At 64.8% G+C, this 18,685-nt stretch carries 14 protein-coding genes; 8 read left to right on the forward strand and 6 right to left on the reverse strand.

Going from position 1 to position 18,685, the window contains the following annotated elements; all coding sequences use genetic code 11:
* Window positions 1-440 precede the first annotated feature (440 nt).
* The 3 genes from BerOc1_RS13380 to BerOc1_RS13390 all read left to right on the forward strand — a co-directional run bounded on the left by BerOc1_RS13380 (window position 441) and on the right by BerOc1_RS13390 (window position 2,730).
* Complete coding sequence (locus BerOc1_RS13380; RefSeq protein WP_071546171.1) at window positions 441-803, forward strand: molybdenum cofactor biosynthesis protein MoaE; 363 nt, start codon at window positions 441-443, stop codon at window positions 801-803.
* Window positions 804-811: 8 nt separating this feature from the next.
* Window positions 812-1,819 (forward strand): GTP 3',8-cyclase MoaA, encoded by a 1,008-nt coding sequence (gene moaA, locus BerOc1_RS13385; RefSeq protein WP_071546172.1) that lies wholly within the window; start codon window positions 812-814, stop codon window positions 1,817-1,819.
* 290 nt (window positions 1,820-2,109) lie between these two features.
* A complete protein-coding gene (locus BerOc1_RS13390; protein WP_071546173.1) occupies window positions 2,110-2,730 on the forward strand; it encodes a nitroreductase family protein in 621 nt (206 codons plus the stop codon).
* Between the two features lie 202 nt (window positions 2,731-2,932).
* Here the strand turns inward: BerOc1_RS13390 and BerOc1_RS13395 are convergent, their stop codons facing one another.
* Both BerOc1_RS13395 and BerOc1_RS13400 read right to left on the reverse strand, forming a co-directional pair.
* Window positions 2,933-6,631: a DUF748 domain-containing protein gene (locus BerOc1_RS13395; protein ID WP_071546174.1), complete on the reverse strand. Its 3,699-nt coding sequence runs from the start codon at window positions 6,629-6,631 to the stop codon at window positions 2,933-2,935.
* 89 nt (window positions 6,632-6,720) lie between these two features.
* Complete coding sequence (locus BerOc1_RS13400) at window positions 6,721-7,956, reverse strand: hypothetical protein (RefSeq protein WP_129586539.1); 1,236 nt, start codon at window positions 7,954-7,956, stop codon at window positions 6,721-6,723.
* A gap of 197 nt (window positions 7,957-8,153) precedes the next feature.
* On the opposite strand from BerOc1_RS13400, the gene BerOc1_RS13410 reads away from it, so the two are divergent.
* From BerOc1_RS13410 to BerOc1_RS13430, 5 genes are all read left to right on the forward strand, one after another.
* Window positions 8,154-9,935, forward strand: a complete 1,782-nt coding sequence (locus BerOc1_RS13410) for a sensor histidine kinase (protein ID WP_242652994.1) — start codon at window positions 8,154-8,156, stop codon at window positions 9,933-9,935.
* A gap of 27 nt (window positions 9,936-9,962) precedes the next feature.
* On the forward strand, window positions 9,963-10,397 hold the full coding sequence (locus BerOc1_RS13415) for a response regulator (protein WP_071546178.1): 435 nt from the start codon (window positions 9,963-9,965) through the stop codon (window positions 10,395-10,397).
* Window positions 10,398-10,407: 10 nt separating this feature from the next.
* A complete protein-coding gene (locus tag BerOc1_RS13420; protein WP_071546179.1) occupies window positions 10,408-10,785 on the forward strand; it encodes a response regulator in 378 nt (125 codons plus the stop codon).
* 24 nt (window positions 10,786-10,809) lie between these two features.
* A complete protein-coding gene (locus BerOc1_RS13425) occupies window positions 10,810-11,220 on the forward strand; it encodes a response regulator (RefSeq protein ID WP_071546180.1) in 411 nt (136 codons plus the stop codon).
* A 74-nt stretch (window positions 11,221-11,294) separates the two neighbouring features.
* Window positions 11,295-13,865: a PEP/pyruvate-binding domain-containing protein gene (locus BerOc1_RS13430; RefSeq protein WP_071546181.1), complete on the forward strand. Its 2,571-nt coding sequence runs from the start codon at window positions 11,295-11,297 to the stop codon at window positions 13,863-13,865.
* Between the two features lie 468 nt (window positions 13,866-14,333).
* On the opposite strand, the gene tmcA is transcribed toward BerOc1_RS13430, so the two are convergent.
* The 4 genes from tmcA to tmcD are packed head-to-tail and all read right to left on the reverse strand — an operon-like array spanning window position 14,334 to window position 18,029.
* Complete coding sequence (gene tmcA / locus BerOc1_RS13435) at window positions 14,334-14,735, reverse strand: acidic tetraheme cytochrome c3 TmcA (protein ID WP_071546182.1); 402 nt, start codon at window positions 14,733-14,735, stop codon at window positions 14,334-14,336.
* A gap of 9 nt (window positions 14,736-14,744) precedes the next feature.
* Window positions 14,745-16,064 (reverse strand): electron transfer complex ferredoxin TmcB, encoded by a 1,320-nt coding sequence (gene tmcB, locus BerOc1_RS13440; protein ID WP_071546183.1) that lies wholly within the window; start codon window positions 16,062-16,064, stop codon window positions 14,745-14,747.
* 33 nt (window positions 16,065-16,097) lie between these two features.
* Window positions 16,098-16,757, reverse strand: coding sequence for a TmcC family electron transfer complex membrane anchor subunit (tmcC, locus tag BerOc1_RS13445; protein ID WP_071546184.1), 660 nt, complete (start codon window positions 16,755-16,757; stop codon window positions 16,098-16,100).
* A 12-nt stretch (window positions 16,758-16,769) separates the two neighbouring features.
* Window positions 16,770-18,029, reverse strand: coding sequence for an electron transfer complex subunit TmcD (tmcD, locus tag BerOc1_RS13450; RefSeq protein WP_071546185.1), 1,260 nt, complete (start codon window positions 18,027-18,029; stop codon window positions 16,770-16,772).
* Window positions 18,030-18,685 lie beyond the last annotated feature (656 nt).

Genomic DNA, 18,685 nt, shown 5'->3' on the forward strand with positions numbered 1-18,685 from the left:
TGGAGATTCTCAAGAACCTTTTTCAAAAGGTTCTTGAGCGGGGTCCGGGGCGGCGCCCCTGCCGCCGGAGGCATCCCTTGGCCGCCAAAAGGGGCCAGGCGGTCCCGGACCGGGTTTGACCGGGAGCTGACCCTGGCCCCGCTCAGGACGGTTCGGGCATCAAAGCCGCGTTGCAGGTACCGCCGGCCACAGTGGAGGGCCTGGATCCGGGGAACGCGGCCTCTCCTGGTACGATGCCTTGGAACCGTCAGCTATGGGAGGAGTGCCGATTTTGGGCGGCCTGTGCGGCCGTTTTGTCAAGCATAGCCTATTCCCCGGGCCGTGGTATTATTTTTCGCCTCTTCCGGGTGCCTGATCCGGGGGAAAAACAAAATGGTTGTCTGCTTCGGGCCTAGGGCATACCCTCACCCGGTACGAAATGTGACAACAAGGAGTCGGATATGGACATCAACAAGGCCTTGGCCGATCTGAAGAAGGAACCCGGTTTCGTGGAGAACGTGGGCATGGTCCTGGTGCACAACGGCGTGGTGCGCGGCTGGTCCCGCAAAGGCCACGAGGAGGTCACCGCCATCGAGATCACGCCCGATTTCGAAAAGATGGAGGAAATCCGCCAGGAAATCGAGGGACGCGAGGGCATCTTCCGAGCCTGGTGCCACGCCAATTCCGGCCATATGCAGCCCGGCGACGACGTGCTGTTCCTGATCGTGGCCGGCGATATCCGCGAGAACGTCAAGCCCGCGCTGGCCGACTTTCTGGACCGGGTCAAGTCCGAGGCCGTGACCAAGAAAGAGATTTTCGCGTAGGTACGGGCATGCACGAGCACCTGGAGGACAAGCACGGCCGCGAGGTCAGCTACATGCGCATCAGCGTGACCGACCGCTGCAACCTGCGCTGCACCTACTGCGCGGGCGAGGGCCTGGAGTTCATCCCCCACCCGGACATCCTGCGTTACGAGGAGATCATGGAGCTGATGGCCATGGCCCGCAACCTCGGCGTGCGCAAAATCCGCTTCACCGGGGGCGAGCCCTTTGTGCGCAAGGGATTTGCGGACTTCATGATCAACGCGGCCAGGCGCTTCACCGACATGGATTTGTGCGTGACCACCAACGCCACCCTCATCGGCCCGGACGTGAAGCGGCTGGCCGAGGCGGGCATCCGGCGGGTGAACATCTCCCTGGACACCCTGAACCCGGAGAAATTCGTGACCATCACCGGCCGCGACCATTTCGCCGCGGTCCGGGAGAACATCGACCGCTGCCTGGACGCGGGCATGGCCCTGAAGGTCAACGCCGTGGCCATGAAGGGCGTCAACGACGACGAGTTGGGCGATTTCATCGAGTTCGCCCGCACCCATCCCGTGGATTTCCGGTTCATCGAGTTCATGCCCGTGGGCACGGAGACCGGCTGGGAGGACGGACGCGTCTGGACCGCCGCCGAGATTTTGTCCGAGGCCCGCGCCTTTGCCGAACTGGTTCCGGTGACGAAATCCGGCGAGCGCCGCCACGGCCCGGCCCGCATGTTCGACATCGAGGGCGGCCGGGGCCGCATCGGGCTGATCTCCCCCTACACCGACCATTTCTGTTCCACCTGCAATCGGCTGCGCATCACCTCGGACGGCAATCTGCGGACCTGTCTTTTCTCGGACAGGGTCTACCGGCTGCGCCCGGCCCTGCGCCATCCCGCCCTGGGCATGGCCCAGGTCGAGAAGATCATCCGTCTGGCCGGGAAGAACAAGCCCATCGGCAACGAGCTGCTGCGCCGCATGCGCGCCTCGGACCACGGCGTCTGCAAGACCCGCATGGCCTCCATTGGCGGGTAGGCGCCTGATCCGCTTCGTTGCCGTAGGTTTGCCGTAAAGGTTACGGCTGTACCTCCGTCGCCTCGCGTCTCCGGCACCTACCCGCCAATGGAGTGCGGGAGATAAGGGCGATTCTAACAAATTGGGATTGTGGGATTCATATTTTTTACCGCGCCGCTTTTGCGGCGCGGTTTCTTTTTTTGCGGGAAGGACGTTGACCTTGGCCGGTTGTGCGGTAGTATCGCGGGCAGGAAAGGAACCGTCCCATCCCGCGGGGCGCGATCGCAATACCGAAACAAGAGAGTGAAGCCATGACCATGACCGTCAAGGAAGCCATTGCCGCGCGGCACAGCGTGCGTTCGTTTACCGGGGAGCCCGTGTCCGAGGCGGCGCTCGAAGAGTTGCTGGAGGCGGCCCGGCAGGCCCCGTCCAGCCTGAATTCCCAGCCGTGGCGGTTCATCCCGGTCACCGACGAGGCGACCCGCGAGTGGATAGCGTCCAGCGAGGTGTCCAGGAAACAGCGCTGGCTGGCGGGCGCTCCGGCCATCCTGGTCTGCTGCGCGGACCTGGAAGGGTATGTCCGCGACACCCAGGCGAGCGCCTTCTTCTACAAGGAAAACAAGATAATGGACGAGGAGCCGACCCAGGGCGTCCTGGATTACGCCGAGCGCGAGGAAAAGGCGTCCGAGACCGCCCGGTTCGGCGCGTCGGCCATGAACGTGGCCCTGGCCGTGTCCTTCATCATGCTTCGGGCGGTGGAACTCGGCCTGGGCACCTGCTGGGTGGGCATGTTCAACGAGGGGCCGCTCAAGGAGCGCTTCGGCCTGACCCCGGACCAGCGCGTGGTCTGCCTCCTGGCCGTGGGCCATCCCGACGAACCGTCCGTCCCGCCCCGCAACCGCAAGTCCCTGGACGAGATCGTCCTCAAGTAACGCGTTTCAGAGTCACATTGGAAAAGGGCCTCATCATCGATGAGGCCCTTTTTTGTCGATACCCTCGTGCCCGGAATAGGCTTGGGAGAGTGGGTCAGATGTGTCGATTTCGGGGTTCGCGGCTACCGCAGCCGTACCCCCGTACGGCGAGGACAGGCCGCCAACCCCGAAAGCGGCGCAGATGGCCCGCTATCGCAAGCCGCTAGTTGATGCCTAGGTCGGCTCTATGCTTGGGCACGCCGGTCTTGCCTGCGGACTTGTCGTCCTTGTCCAGGAGGAAGACGCGATCCGTCAGCTCGGGGTTCTTTGCGATGATGTACGCCTTGACCGCATTCGCACGCTCCATGGCCAGTTGATGGAGCATCTCGTCGGTGACCTGGATGCGGTCGCGGATGAATTTCTCCATGACCTCCACGGGCTGGCGGTCGGTGACGAACAGGGTGGTGGGCTTGACGTCCTCCTCGTCCGGCTCGTCGGCATAGGCCTCGTAGAGCATGTCCTCGTACTCGTCGGGCGCGACCGTGACCTGGTCCACCGAGGTTTCGGCCCGCTTGGACCGGGGCAGGTCGTCGTACTTGGCCTGCCGGATCTTGCGTTCCAGGATGGCCTGGATGAGGCCGTTCGTGTCGGCCGCCGGGTCCGTGACGCCGTCCACTTCGAGCTTGAGCTTCCGGCGTTCGGTCAGGGCCTTGATGACCGTGTCGAGCTTCTCCTCGCCCTGGGCGCCGAGCGCCGCCCGGCCGGGCTCGAAGACCACGAAGTCCATGTTTTCCCCGCCGCCGAACATGGAGCCGATCAGGGAGAACGGCGAGGTCAGGGCCTTGAACAACAGGTTGATGATGGCCTTGAACACGATGCCGCCGATGCGGAAGTTGGGGTCGTCCAGCCGCCCGGTGATGGGCAGGTTGAGCTGCATGTCGCCGTTGGAGTCCTGGAGCAGGGACAGGCCGAACTCCACCGGGATGTTCGGCGCGTCGGGCCGCTTGTCCTTCTTGCCCAGCTGCAACTGTTCGATGAAGAACTTGTTCTTGGCGTCCAGGACCCAGTCGTCGGTCTTGAAGGTCACGTCCGCGTAGAGCCGCCCCTTCTGGATGGGATAGGCCAGGTTCTTGAGGGTGTACGGGGTCAGGGGCACCAGCTCCATGCCGTTCACCGAGATGGCCAGGTCCGAATAGATGGGCGTGATCAGCGGATTGACCACGCCGGTCACGGACACGGGCGTGGGCCCGACTTTTGCCTTGAAATCCACCTTGGGCCGGGCTTCTTCGGTCTGGCCGATGTCGGTCAGGGACAGGGCCATGTCCGTGACCTCGGTGGCGAAGGCCGGGTGCACGCTTTCGTCGCGGAAGGCGACCTGGCCATTCTGCATGCCGATCTTGCCCACGGTCAGGGTCTCGAAGAACGGCTTCTCCTCGGCGGCCTTTTCCTCGGTTTGCTCCTCGACCTTTTTGACCTCGGCCGCGGGCACGGGCACGGGCTGCTCGCCCTCGGCCGTCCGTTCCTCGGCGGGCGGCGCGGGCTCGGGCAGGCGCAGGGCGCGCCGGACGTTCAGCCTGCCGTCCTTGTCCAGGTGGATCAGGGCGCGCGGCCCGTCCAGGTTGATCTCGCCCAGGGCCAGGGTCATGGGTTCGCTCGCAAAGTCGATGCCCTTGACGTCCAGCCGGTCGATGCCCGCCATCTCGGCGTCGTCGAAAGTGGTCTTGACCTTGAGACCGGTCAGCCCGGTGCTGCCCTTGAGCGTGAACTTCGGGGTCTCGCCGCCGGAGAAGGTGTAGCCCAGGTAGGCGAAGGCCTGGCCGTCGGCGACGAGCAGGTCGGTGTCCTCGGCCAGATAGCCGTCCAAGGGGCGCAGCCCGAATTTCTCGACCCGGATGGAGCCGGTGGAGGCCAGCGGTTCCAAGGCGGCCTTGCCGCGCACCGAGAACCAGCCGCCGCCGGTCCAGCCGCCGCTCAGGGCAAAGGGTATGTCCGCGCCCTTTTCCGTGGTGATGTCGGTGGAGTCGAGCTTGAAATCGCGGATTCCGAGCCGGGCCGGGTCCTTCAGCGCCAGGTCGCGGAAGTCGGCGGAACCGTCCTCGACCACGAAGTGTTTCACGGTCGCGGTCCAGGGCGTTTCGGGCGCATCGTCGGCGGCGGGGGATTGCTCCGGTTCGGTCTCGGCCGGTTGCCCGGTCTCGATTTCGTCTCCCGCCTTCGCGGCCTCGTCCATGACCCGCTGCAGATCCAGGCGGCCGTCCTTCTCGCGGGTGATCTCGGCCGAGGGGCCGGTCAGCTTGACCTCGGCCACGTCCACCCGCCGGGCGGCCAGGTCCAGGGCCGCGCCGGACACGTCCAGGGCGCCCAGGGTGAAGCTCGGCGCCTTGGCCTCGGGCTTGCGCACGGCCAGCCCGGCCAGGTTCAGGGTCCCGTTTTGCGCGGTCACCCGCGGCTCGCCGTCCTGGTCACGATAGGCGATGTCCACGGAAAAGCCGAGCTTGCCGGAGTCCACCACCAGCGGCTGGGCCTCGTTGATGTACGGGCCGTAGGCAGGCACGTTCAGGTCCTTGCCCGCCACGGTGGCCTTGACCGCGAGCGGGTCCAGGGTGGTCTCGCCGTTGAGGTAGACGAATCCCTCGGCACCGAAGGAGCCCTTGAAGATGCTGGTCTGGGCCTCGCGGGTGGACAGGTTTTCCACGGACAGGTCGAGCTTGGAAAAGGTCCGCTTGAACCCGCCTTTGACCAGGTCGTCGCGGAAATCCATGGTCCCGTCGTTGAGTTCGAATTTGCGCACGTCCAGGACAAAGGCCGAATCGGTGTCCGCCTCGGTCTTGACCTTGGGGCCGGTGGTCCCGGGCTCGGAGCCCGGGAAATAGTCCGTCCAATTGATTTCCCCGCCCGCCCGGCGCACGACCTTGAAGAACGGCTGGTCCATGGACACCCGCTTGACGATCAGGGCGTTGTCGCCCAGGGAGAAGCGCTCCATCTCAAAGGCCAGCTTCTTCAAGGAGAAGACCGGGCCGTCTCCGGGCGCGGTCAGTTCCAGGTTGGTCAGGGTCCCGCCGCCGCCCAGAAAGAGGTTGATCCGCTGGGCGTCGGGCCGCTCGAAAAACAGGGAGATGTCCGAGGTGAACCGTCCGGTCTTGAGCTCGAGCGGGGTCTTGATGGGCACGTATTTCCAGTACTGGTGCAGGTCCACGTCCACCGCGCCCAGCTCGAACTCGGTCAGGAGGGTCTTGTCGAAGGGCAGGGTCTTGCCCTTGAGCTCCACCGGGTCGCCGTTGACCACGGCCGTGAACATCGGCTGGGTGAATTCCTTGACCTTGTCCTCGATGCTCGAGGTGAACGGCACGCGCAGATGGATGTCGGAGATGACGTGCTTCTTTTGGCGGGGCCGGTCGTCGAAGGTGATGGCGGAATTGGTCAGCTCGAAGCCGTACAGGGCAAAGGGAAAGACCGCGCCCTTTTTCTCCTCGGGTTTCTTTTCGGCGTCCTTCTGGTTGACGCTGTCCGGGGTGCCGAGCAGGTCGGAGATGGAGTACTTGCCGTCGCCGTAGAAGGTCACGTCGACGTTGAGCCCGTCGAGCTTGAGATAGCTGACCACCGGGGCCAGCTCCCAGACCGTGGAGACGCCGGGCGCGACCTCCATGTGGTTCAGGGAGAGAAGGTCGCCCTCCTCCTTGAGGTTCTTGATGCGCAGGCCGGACAGTTCCAGGCGGAAGGTCAGCGGGTTGAAATAGATGTCCCCCACCGAGGTTTCGCGCTTGGTGGCCTCCGTGACCTGGCTGACCAGCACGGATTTCATGATCGCGGGCGCGGCGAGGAAGCCGAACAGGGTGTAGGCGATGAAGGCGGCCAGCAGCCAGAATGCAACGCGGCGGAGCCTTGGCGTGCCTATGTTGATCTTATCGAGAAAGGAAAGCATGAAGCCCCCGCTTGCTGTGAAGTTGTTCCGACCCGAACCATGTTAGAGCAATTCGGCCGCGGAATCCATGGTCAATCCATTAGGAACGCCTAGTCGGTTCGCTTTCTTCTCGGCCCGGCCACGAGCCGGTAGAGGATCAGCCCGGCGAAGAAGGCTCCGATGAGCATCAGCCCGAGGAGGAAGGCGTGGTCCAGAGTGGCCTCGAGGTTGGCCTGGCTCCGGGCCACCAGCCCGTCCATGCGTTGGAACAGGGCCTGCTGCTGCGTTTCAAGCCCCTTGAGGGCCTGGTCGAGGGCCGCCTGACGCTCCCTGGAGACGTTGGTCATGACGCCGGACACGGTCTCGGTCTGCAGCTTGAACAGTCCTTCCATGGCCTGGTTCATGGTCCTGTCCCGCTGGGTGTTGAGATTGTCGAAGAGCTGGGTGATCAGCAGGGAGGCCTGGCCGCCGACCTCGGCCGGAAGCTTCTCGGCGATCTCGGCGTAGCGCTCGCTCAGCCCGGTCATCTTGTCGGTATCGCGGATGATGCCGTCGATCTCGGGCTGGAAGACCATCTCCAGATAGGCCAGCTTGATCTGGGCGTTGACCTGCAGCTGCATGCGCGAGACCAGATAGAAGGCCCGGTCGATGGCCACCTTCATGTCCTCGGCGACCAGGGCCGCCTTCTCGACGCTGGCGAACAGCCCGCCCGGGGCCTGCAACCGGCTCATGGACGGCTTCAGGCCGAGTTCGCCGAAGTCCTCGAAGCGCACGTAGCTGACCGAGACGGAGTCCGGGTATTTCTCCCGCCACTGCTTGATGATGCGGATGAGCTCCCCCTCCTGCTCGGGGGTCATGATCCGGTCGGCCAACTGCCAGACGTCCCGCTCCACCTCCCTGAAGATGTCCAGCACGGGCAGGGCGGCGTCGCCGAAGACCTTGGGCACCCAGTATTCCTCCCATACGGTGCGCCGCAGGCTGACGGCCACGATCAGGTCGAGCAGGGCGATGCCGGGATAGGGCCCGGCCGCGATCTCCACGTTGCTGGCCTTGTTGTAAACCTGCATGCGGGCGGCGGTCAGCCGCGCCTGGGGCGTGCCTATGTCCTCGAGGATGGCCGCGGCCTCGTCCATGCGCGAGTTGGTCGTGTCGGCGAACGCCATGACCGCCGCCTGGAGCTCCAGCGGGCCCATGCCCTCCACGGCCGCCGCCTTGTTGTCCGCGGCAGCCTGGGAGGAGCTCATGGAATAGAACATGGGGGCGGTCCGTTGCGTCATTCCCCTGGAGGAGACGCACCCGGAGACAAGGGCCATGATCAGGAGAAGGGCGGTCAGGGGGCTGCGCATGTCGGTATCCGGTCTTGGGTTGTTCAAGGGAATTGGGGCTATGGGGCCAGATAACCACGGAATCGCCGAAGAATCAATGGAATCTATATGTACGGCGTTGTGGCTTTTGGTCGGGGGTATGCTCTTTCCGCTATGGAAAATGCGGATTTTGTTGCCATATTATTGAATCCCGGTGTACGTTGGGGCTGAATCGAAGCGTGCCTGCCGGACAGACGGTCCGGGGCGCGCCCAACGCCGAATGGAGCGGGTTCATGTCCGATGCGCACTATTACCAGGGTCTGGCCAAGAGCATGATGTTCACCATCATCCTGGTCTCCTTCGCCCCCTTGCTCGTGGTGGTGCTCATCGCCGGATACCAGTACAGCGTGGCCTACGAGGAGAAGGTCGAGGCGCACCTGCGCGAGCTGGTCCTCAAACACGACCAGACCATCGACTCCTACCTGGACGAGAAAATGGCCGAGATCAGGGTCCTGGCCAAGGTCATCGACCTTGGGCGTCTGGCCACGCCCGAGGGCATCAGGGCCCTGCACGACGCCCTGACCCTGGGACACGGCACCGATTTCGTGGATCTCGGGCTGATCGACGAGCACGGCATCCAGGTGGCCTATTCCGGCCCGTTCAGGCTGCAGGGGCTGGATTACTCCCGCGAGCCGTGGTTCAAGGCCGTGCGCGAGAAGACGGTTCACGTCAGCGACGTGGGGCTGGGCATGCGCGGCGTGCCGCACTTCATCATCGCCCTGCGCATGCGCGCCGAAGGCCGCGAGTGGGTCCTGCGCTCCACCCTGGATTTCATCGCCTTCAACCGGCTGGTGGAGGACATCCGCATCGGCGAGACCGGCATGGCCTACATCGTCAACCGCGAGGGCGAGTTCCAGACAACCCCGCGCCGTGACATGACCGCCGAGGCCCCGTTCCTGCGCGAGCTGGCCCGGTCCCTGACCGGAAGCGCCGACCAGGTGCACGGCCGGGCGGCCATGGCGGTCATGGACAACCCGGCCACCGGCCGCGAGACCATCTTCGTGACCAGCCCGATCAAGGGCGGGGACTGGCTGATGGTCTACCAGCAGGACACGGCCGACGCCTTCGCCACCCTGAACCGCAGCCGCGATCTGGCCATCGGCATCCTGTTTCTGGGCGGCCTGGCCATCACGGTCATGGCCTTTCTCATGAGTCGCCGCATGGCCCGCAAGGTGGAGCGGGCGGACGCGGCCAAGGAGATCTTGAACGAGCAGGTCATCGAAGCGGGCAAGCTGGCCAGCGTCGGCGAACTGGCCGCGGGCATCGCCCACGAGATCAACAACCCGGTGGCCATCATGGTCGAGGAGGCGGGCTGGATTCAGGACCTCCTGGAGGAGGGGTTGTCCAGGGACGACAACGAGCGCGAGGTCCAGCGGGCGTTGAACCAGATCCGCACCCAGGGCGGGCGCTGCAAGGAGATCACCCACAAGCTGCTGTCCTTCGCCCGTAAGATCGACCCCACGGTCATGTCGTTCGACCTCAACGAGCTGGTCCGGGAGATCGCCGAGCTGTCCGGACAGCGGGCCAAGTACGCCAACGTGGTCATCGAGACCAGCCTGGGTGACAACATCGCGCCCATCGAGGCCAGCCCGTCCGAGATGCAGCAGGTCTTCCTCAACCTGGTCAACAACGCCATCGACGCCATGGACCCGGGCGGCGGCGACCTGGACATCATCACCCGCCAGGAGGGCGACACGGTCCTGGCCCTGGTCTCGGACACCGGCTCCGGCATCCCCGAGGCCAACCTGTCGCGCATCTTCGATCCGTTTTTCACCACCAAGCCCGTGGGCAAGGGGACCGGGCTCGGCCTGTCCATCATCTACGGGATCATCAACAAGTTGGGCGGGACCATCACCGTGGATTCCGCCGTGGGCCGGGGCACCACCTTCACCATCAGCCTGCCCGCCGGAAAAAACGGCGGCGGGGACGCGCCCGACGGGGCCGGGACCCCGGAGGCGTAACCCGAAGGCGACCAACGGGAGGACGACATGCCTGCCAGAGTATTGCTCGTGGACGATGAAAAGGGTTTTGTGGACACCATGGCCAAGCGGTTGGAGAACCGGGGCTACACCGTGGGCGTGGCCTACGACGGCCCGCAGGCGCTTGACGCCCTGGACAAGGGCGACATCTTCTTCGACGTGGTCGTCCTGGACGTCAAGATGCCGGGCATGGACGGCAACGAGGCCCTGAAGCGGATCAAGGCCGCCCACCCCCTGGTGGAGGTGATCATGCTGACCGGCCACGCCACCGTGGAGTCGGCCATCGAGGGCATGAAGTCCGGGGCTTTCGATTACCTGATGAAGCCGTGCGACCTGGAAAGCCTGACGGCCAAGATCGGCGAGGCCCAGGGCAGGAAGGAGGCCCACGAGAACAAGATCCTCGAGGCCCGGGCCAGGCACATCGTCCTGCGCCGGGGCGATTAGGGGGGCCGCCATGTCTGATGCCCTCATCCGCGTGCTCCTGGTCGACGACGAGCTCGGCTTTCTCGACGTGCTGGCCAAGCGCATGGGCAAGCGCGGCTACCTCGTGACCACGGCGGGCAGCGGCGCGGAGTCCGTCCGGGTGCTCCGGAACAATGATTTCGACGTGGCCGTGCTCGATCTCAAGCTGGATGATATGGACGGCATAGAGGTCTTGCAGATAATGAAGAAGATGGTGCCGGACATGCCGGTCATCATGCTCACCGGCCACGGCTCGGAGCAGGCGGCCAGAGAGGGCGTCCGGTCCGGCGCCTTCGACTATCTGCTCAAGCCGTGCGACCTGGACGACCTCCTCGAAAAGGTCGGGGAAGCCGTGGCCGGGCGGCGGTAAACGACAACGAGACGGGAGTGGCCCATGGCCGACATAAAAGCGCTCCTCGTGGACGACGAGGAATCCTTCCGAAACACCCTGTGCAAGCGGCTCAAGCGCCGGGGCATGGACGTGGACCAGGCGGGCTCGGGCGAGGAGGCCCTGGAACGGTTGGCGGCCAGCCGACCGGACGTGGTCCTGCTCGACGTGAAGATGCCCGGCATGGACGGGCTGACCGCCCTGCACAAGATCAAGGAGGTGGACCCGCTCATCGAGGTGGTCATGCTCACGGGCCACGCCAGCATGGAGATAGCCATCCGGGGCATGGAGCTCGGGGCCTTCGACTACCTGATGAAGCCCGTGGAGTTCGAGGAGCTGCTCTACAAGCTCGAGGACGCCTACAAGCGCAAGAAGTACCACGAGGACCGCATCGCGGCCCGGACCGGCGGCGAGTGACCGCGATCCCTTCCGCGCCTTTCCCCATGAACCCTGCGACCCTGATCTAGGCTGCTTGCGAAGGACGACACCCCATGGGCCTGTTCGACTGGCTGCGCTTCCGCAAGAAGGAAAAGACTCCCGAGGAGCGGGCCGAGATGCGCCGCGTCTTTGCCACGCGCTACGACCATTTCCGGCTGCTCATCCAGGCCAACACCCGCGCCCACGAACTCATGGGCGAGCTGGAGGAGGCCCTGCGCGGCTTCACCCCCTACGGCATGCATTTCGTGCGCACCCTGTGCACGCGCATCACCACCTCCATCTATCAGATGGTCCGCCACCTGGGCGAGCTCGAGACCCAGGGCCACGACGACCTGGTCGCGGCCATGCAGGCCATCAACGAGCGGATCATGGAGGAGCTGGAGCCCGAGGCCCACGGGGTGGGCGGCGAACTGGTCATCGATCTCGCCGAGGTCAACCGCGACCACGCCGACCTGTGCGGCCCCAAGATGGCCATGCTCGGCGAGGCCGGGACCAGCCTGGGTCTGAGCATTCCGTCCGGCTTCGTCGTCACCGTTGCGGCCTTCCAGCGGTTCGCCAAGAGCCAGGGGCTCGGCGCGGAGATCGACCGGCTCATCCAGACCATGGCGGGCGACGACCGCGAATCCGTGTTCCAGGCCTCATCCAGCATCATGCAGCTGGTCATGGAGGCGAGCCTGCCGGACGACCTGGCCTCGGCCATCCTGGCCGCCTACGACCGGCTGTCCGAGCGGCTCGGCTCATCCCCGGATCTGGCCGTGCGTTCCAGCGCGCTCGGCGAGGACATCGAGGGCTCCTCCTTTGCGGGCCAGTACCGGTCCGTGCTCAACGTGGACCGCTCCTCCCTGCTCGACGCCTACAAGGAGGTGGTCGCCTCCAAGTATTCCCGTCAGGCCATGGCCTACCGGTTGAGCCACGGCATCCGCGACGACGACGTGGCCATGTCCGTGGGCTGCATGACCATGGTCGAGGCCGTGGCCGGGGGCGTGGCCTACTCCGGCAACCCGGTCAACGTGCGCGACGACCGCGTGTCCATCAGTTCTGTCTGGGGGCTGCCCAAGCCCGTGGTGGACGGCACGGCCGGGACCGACGAATTCATCGTGGCCCGCGAGCCCCTGCGCCTGGAGGAGGTCCACGTGGCCGACAAGGCCGACATGTACGTGTGCAGCCAGCACGAGGGAGTCTGCCGCGAGGAGCTGACCGGGGACATGGGGGCGCAGCCGTCACTGACCGAGGAGCAGGCCCTGCTCGTGGCCCGCGAGACCGTGCGCATCGAGGAGCATTTCGGCACGCCCCAGGACATCGAGTGGGCCATGACCCGGGACGGGATATTCCACCTGCTGCAGTGCCGCCCGCTCATGCGCGTCTCTTCGGGGGAGGATTCCGCGCCCGCCGCCAACCTGCCCGAGCCCGTGCTGACCGGCGGACGGACCGCCAGCCCGGGTGTGGGCGTGGGCCCGGCCTTCACCCTGCGCAAGGACGTGGACGCCTTGTCCTTCCCGGACGGCGGCGTGCTGATCCTGCGCCAGGCCCTGCCCAGCCGGGCGGCGCTGCTGGACCGCGCCAGCGCGCTCATCTCCGAGCAGGGCGGCATGGCCGGGCACCTGGCCAACGTGGCCCGCGAGTTCGGCGTCCCGGCCCTGTTCGGGGTCAAGGACGCGGTCGGCCGGTTCGAGAACGGCCGCATCCTGACCGTGGACGCCGAGGGCAGGGCGGTCTACGACGGCGCTGTGGAAGCCCTGCTCAAGGAGCATCCCCGGCAGCGGATCATGCGCGGCAGCCCGGTTCAGGGCGCCCTGCGCAAGGCCGCCCGCCACATCGTCCGTCTGAACCTGACCAACCCGGAGTCCCCGGAGTTCAAGCCCGCCAACTGCCGGACCCTGCACGACGTCATGCGCTACTGCCACGAGCGGGCCGTGAACGTCATGTTCGAGTTCGGCACCCACGACGACTACATCGAGGCCGCCAGCCGCCAGCTCATCTGCGACGTGCCCAAGCAGTTCTGGATCCTCAACCTGGACGACGGGTTCTCGCCCGAGGGCCAGGAGCGCAAGGACCGCTGCATCCTGCTGGAACACATCGTCTCCTACCCCATGCGGATGCTCTGGGAGGGCATGCAGGCCGTGCCCTGGGAAGGCCCGCCGCCGGTCCACGGCCGGGGGCTCATGTCGGTCATGTTCGAGGCCACCATGAACCCGGACCTGGTCCCGTCCGCAAACACCCGCTACACCCAGAAGAACTACTTCATGGTCTCGAGGAACTACTGCTCGCTTCAGTCCCGTTTCGGCTTCCACTTCTGCGGGGTCGAGGCCCTGGTGGGCGACCGGATCAGCGAGAACTACGCCTCCTTCCAGTTCAAGGGCGGGGCCGCCAACATGGAGCGCCGCATCCGCCGCGCCCGGTTCGTGGGCGACCTCCTGGAGATGTTCGACTTCCGCGTGCGCGTGCGCCAGGACAACATGTTCGCCCGCGTCGAAGGCCTGGACCACGACACCATGGGCAACCGCCTCAAGATCATCGGCTACCTCATCACCCACACCCGCCAACTCGACATGATCATGTCCGACGACGCCGCCGTCGCCCGCCGCAAGGAACGCTTCCTCAACGACTTCAAGCTGTTCGATTAGCGCCTCCGGCGGCCGGGGAAGGGGGAGAGGGAACCCTTTGAAAAGGGCTTCCCTCTCCCCCTTCCCCCGGACCCCCCATCCCCCTCACCCTCCTAAACTTTTTCTATCCGCTTCGCGGGGTAGGCTCACCATCAGATTGACAAAAGCGCCTTTGGATGCTCCGGCACCCAAACAGCGCCCACCCAAAAACACTCTCCCAACGCGCCCCTCCTCCCTTTGGAGCGATTCGGGTGCGCAGCACCCGACAGCGGCTCTTTCCCCCGCGCTCGCACAAGGCTTTCGAGAGTGGGTCGGCTGTGCATTTTCTTCCGGCCGCGACAACCGCAGCGTAGCCGTCTACGTGAGGATTGGCGCGGCCGGAAAAAATGTGCAGACGGCCCGCTATCGGAAGCCGCCCCCCACCAGACCCAAGAAAAAAGGCGGCTCCCTTGTGGAGCCGCCTTGTTTTCGGGGGTCTATCCAAATCCGTTAGGATTTGGGATGGCATTCGGCACAGGCTACGGGGCCCTTGCCTTGTTCCTTGTGGCAGCCCTGGCACTGGAGGTGGTAGGCGCGCATGAGCGGGGTGCCGCCGTCGTCGCGTTTTTCCGCGTGGCAGGAGCTGCACGGCTCGCCCTCGGAGGATTCCTCCATGTTGCGGGTGCCGTCGTCGTTCTTCGAATGGTGGCAGACGACGCAGTCTTCCAGGCCGGCCTTTTCGTTGTGCGCGTCATGCATGAAGGGCACGCGGGGGCGTTCGAGCTTGGCGAAGCCGTCCGCGGGCACCTGGGTCATGTCGTCCTGGGAAAAGGCCGCGGGGGCCATGTACGCGACGACCAGCAGGATGACGGTCAGCAGGGAGGCCGCGAGCGTGAAGGTGTTCTTTTTCATGGCGTCCTCCTAGACTTCCGGTTTTTCCATCAGTTCGTAAATGAGGTCACTGACGAACTTGCCGTGCATTCCGAGATCGTAGTAGCCGATCAGGTCTTCGATGCCGCCGTGGCAGTTGTGGCAGGGGATGACCACGTCGTGCACGCCGGTCGCCTTGAGCTGTTCTGCCTTGATGCGGTTGCCGGTCATGCGGGTGTTCTTGAACGGCGGCCCGCAGTTGATCACGCCGCCGCCCGCGCAGCAGCAGTAGTTGTGCTCGCGGTTGGGGGTCATCTCGACCACTTCCTTGCACAGGAAGTGGACCACGTCGCGCAGCTTGTCCATGAGGCCCTTGCCGCGGATGATGTTGCACGGGTCCTGGATGGTCACCGGGTTTTCGTACTGGTGGGTGATCTTGATCTTGCCCTCGTTGATCAGCTCCCAGTAGAACTCGATGGCGTGGTTGACCGGGACCGGCATCTTCTTGTGGCCGAGCCAGCGGTTGCCCATGTCGTAGACCGAGCGGAAGGCGTGGCCGCACTCGCCCATGACGATGCGCTTGACGCGCAGCTTCTGGGCCGATTCGTAGTGGGCGCGCTTGAGGCGGCCCATGTTTTCGTAGTCGCCCACGAACATGCACATGTCCGAGTTGTCCCAGCCCGGATGCGACGGCATGGTCCAGTCGATGCCGGCCGCGTTCATGATGGCCGCGGCCTGGTAGATCAGCTGGGTCCGGAACTTGGGCTCCGGGGCGATGACCGAGTAGTAGACCTCGGCCCCTTCCTTGTCCAACGGGATGCGCAGGTCCGGGAACTCGTCGCGGGCCTCGTCCTCCTGCCACTGCAGGGAGTCGATCCACTCGTCGTCCTTGACCCACATCTGGTTCATGGTCGAGGCGTGGGAGTGGGCGGTGTCGCGGATGTACTGCGGGACCACGTCCAGCAGGTAGCAGATGCGGCGCACCATGGACATGATGTAGCCGGTGTCGATGCCGATGGGACAGTAGTGGGCGCAACGCTTGCAGAGGTTGCACTCGGTGTAGGCCATCTGGGCCATCTGGTAGATCCGCTGGGGCGAGACCTTGCCCTTCTTGTCCATCAGTTCGTACATGGTCTCGGTGGCCTTGTTCACGGGCGAGTAGCTCGGGTCGGCGTCGTGGGACATGTAGTAGTGGCAGCCCTGCGAACAGAGGCCGCAGCGCATGCACGTCTCCCTGTACGCCCGGAGTTTGGCCCCGGTCTCACCTTTGAGCACCTGGTTGACCACCTTCTCGATCTTGTCGGCGGTCAACGCGGCGACGCCGGCTTCAAGGCCGACATCGGATATGATTCTGTCAGCTATGTGACTCATTATTCGTACCTCGCGTTACTGTGATGGTTTGGCCTACCAGTCATTGGCATGGCGGACGCCGCCGAACTCGGAACCCATGTACGCCCTGGTGAACAGGACGAACAGCGCGTGGCTCAGGCGGGTGAACGGGATCAGGGCGAGCAGCAGTTCCCCGGAGAGTACGTGCAGGGTGGTCATGACCAGGGGCGAGCCCACCTGATGGTAGGCCAGCACGCCGGTGATGAACGGCAGGGCCACGAGGATCAGGGCGAACCAGTCCTGGCAGCGGGTGACGCCCTTGACGTGCGGCAGCGCGAAGCGCCGGTACGCGAAGACCAGGCAGCAGGCCAGGGCCACGAAGCTGACGGTGTCGCCGAGGTGCGCGGGCAGGCTCGGGATGGAGATGCCGAACGCGGTGTCCCACAGGACCGCGTGCGCGCCCAGGAACACGGCCACCAACAGGAAGCAGAGGTGGAAGACGAAGGTGGTCACGGTCATCAGGGGATCGGACTTCCAGCCCATGGACTTGAACGGGATCATCCACACCAGGATGGAGCGGAGCCCGTAGTACCAGCTCATGTAGGCGATGGAGGAGCCGTCCTTGGCCTTGGCCAGCGAATACATGCTGACCAACCGGTAGATGGCGCCCAGGATGAAGATGCCGAAGGCGATCCAGGCGAGGGGGCCGGTGGCGAAGACATAGAAATCAGTCATATCTGCTCCCCCTTAGAAGTCGCATACTTCCGCGACGATGCGGACGTAGCTGTTGTTCTCGATGGCGCGGATGAGCACCTTGGCGCCGTCCTCGCTGAAGATCGGGGGCCACACGGCGTCGAAGTCCCGTTCAAAGGACTTGCCGTTGACCAGAATCCGGAATCTGCCGTTTTTTTCCACCTTGGCGGCAACGGCCTTGGAATCGGAAGAGAAGACCGCGGGCCAGGCCATGTCGTAGGTGCCGGACCAGGGAGTGCCGTCCACCACGATGCGGAAGTTCTCGTTGCTGTCCGAGGCCAGGATGGCGGCGCGCTCGCCGTCGGGGCTGACCACCAGGTCGGACACGGTGGGCCAGGTCTCGTTCCAGGCGGCGTTGTTCACGCAGGCGGTGAACTGGCCGTAGCTGGTGGCCACCACGGACCACAGCTTCTCGCCGGAGGCGTCGTACTGCAGGTAGAAACACTGGACGTAGCGGGGCTCCCACAGGGTCTGCCCGTCCTTGGCCACGCCCCACTTGCCGGCCACGCGGACCGGAGCGGCCACGCCGCCGTCCTTGGGACAGAAGACCGGCTCCCAGACCTGGTTGTAGGACACGGGCCAGGGCTTGTCGTCGACCACGACGGTGTGGTCGTACACCGTGGTCCGGCAGGTGGCCGCCACGGAATCGCCGGCGCCGTTGAAGACCGGGTTCCAGACGTTGACGTAACGCCCCTGCCAGGCCTCGCCGTCCACGGCCACGGTGTACACGCCGCGCTTGAACCCTTCGAGGTCGGCGGCGGCCAGACCCTCGGCCTGGACCACGGCGGCGGTGTGCGCGCCGTCCTTGGACAGAACGGGCATGCTGGCGTTTTCATACAGGGTTTCCCAGGGCTCGCCGTTGACGCACATGCCGTACTGTTCCATGGACTTGTACATGGTGGCGATGACGGAACCGTCCCCGCTGAACATGGTGTCCCAGATGTAGTCGGTGGTCTCGCCCATGGCTTCGCCGTCCACGGTCAGGACCCATTCCATGTCCTGCTGGCAGATGGCGGTCAGGCGGCCGTCAGGGGAGAATTTCGGATACCAGATCTTTTCGAACGTGGCTTCCCAGACCGAGTCGTTGGTTCGAACGGAGAATTCGCCGTCGCCGACCTTGACGATCGCGACAAGGGTCTCGCCGTCGGGCGAGACGTAAGGCTCTTCCTGCCATTCGTGTCCTTCGAGGAGGGACAGGGATTTCACGACCGTTTTTTGGCCGGGTTCCCAATCCCATGAGGAGATTTTTCCCATAGCACCCCCTTGTGTTGTGACACCGCCCCGCAGGGGAGCGGCAAAAAATCATCCCGCCCGAGAGGCGAGATCGTTCATTCAACGCGGGGTCGTGTGCATCCGGCGGCGGTCGCTTCGGGCCGTCCCGGCAGGTTCATCGGATCGCAGCCGCCCGCCGGACCCGTCACGCGCGGCCCGGCTGATGTGTCTGAATCCAGGAATGACCCGCAACGGGCGGTGAACCCCTCCATGAGCGATCCGTCCGGGATCGCCGCACCCGACGCTTTCGACTCCCAAGGATCCGAGGCGGTCCGGCGGCCTGCGCCGTCCGAACCGGAATGTGCATCCCTTCCCGAAGTGCACCCCCGATTCCATTGCTGATACCAGCTGAAATCTCGGACTCAAGACATGGCTTGACAGGGAATGCCCAAACATTCCCTTTGGTTACCTACCGTCCGCAACCTCTTGGCCTGAGACAGAGCTATGTATAAGCACATGGCAAGAAAATAGTCCATTCTTTTCAGAGTTAAATGAGTATTTCCGACCTGTTGAGTTCGTTATTTTCCAGTAAAATAACCAAACGAACCCCGGATTTGGCTCTACGGCGGGGTTGAGGGGCGTTTTCCTCCCGGATCGGGAGGTTTTGTCCGGTTAGAGGCTGGGGCGTCGGGCCTGTC

Source organism: Pseudodesulfovibrio hydrargyri, from assembly GCF_001874525.1.
Taxonomy (GTDB): domain Bacteria; phylum Desulfobacterota; class Desulfovibrionia; order Desulfovibrionales; family Desulfovibrionaceae; genus Pseudodesulfovibrio; species Pseudodesulfovibrio hydrargyri.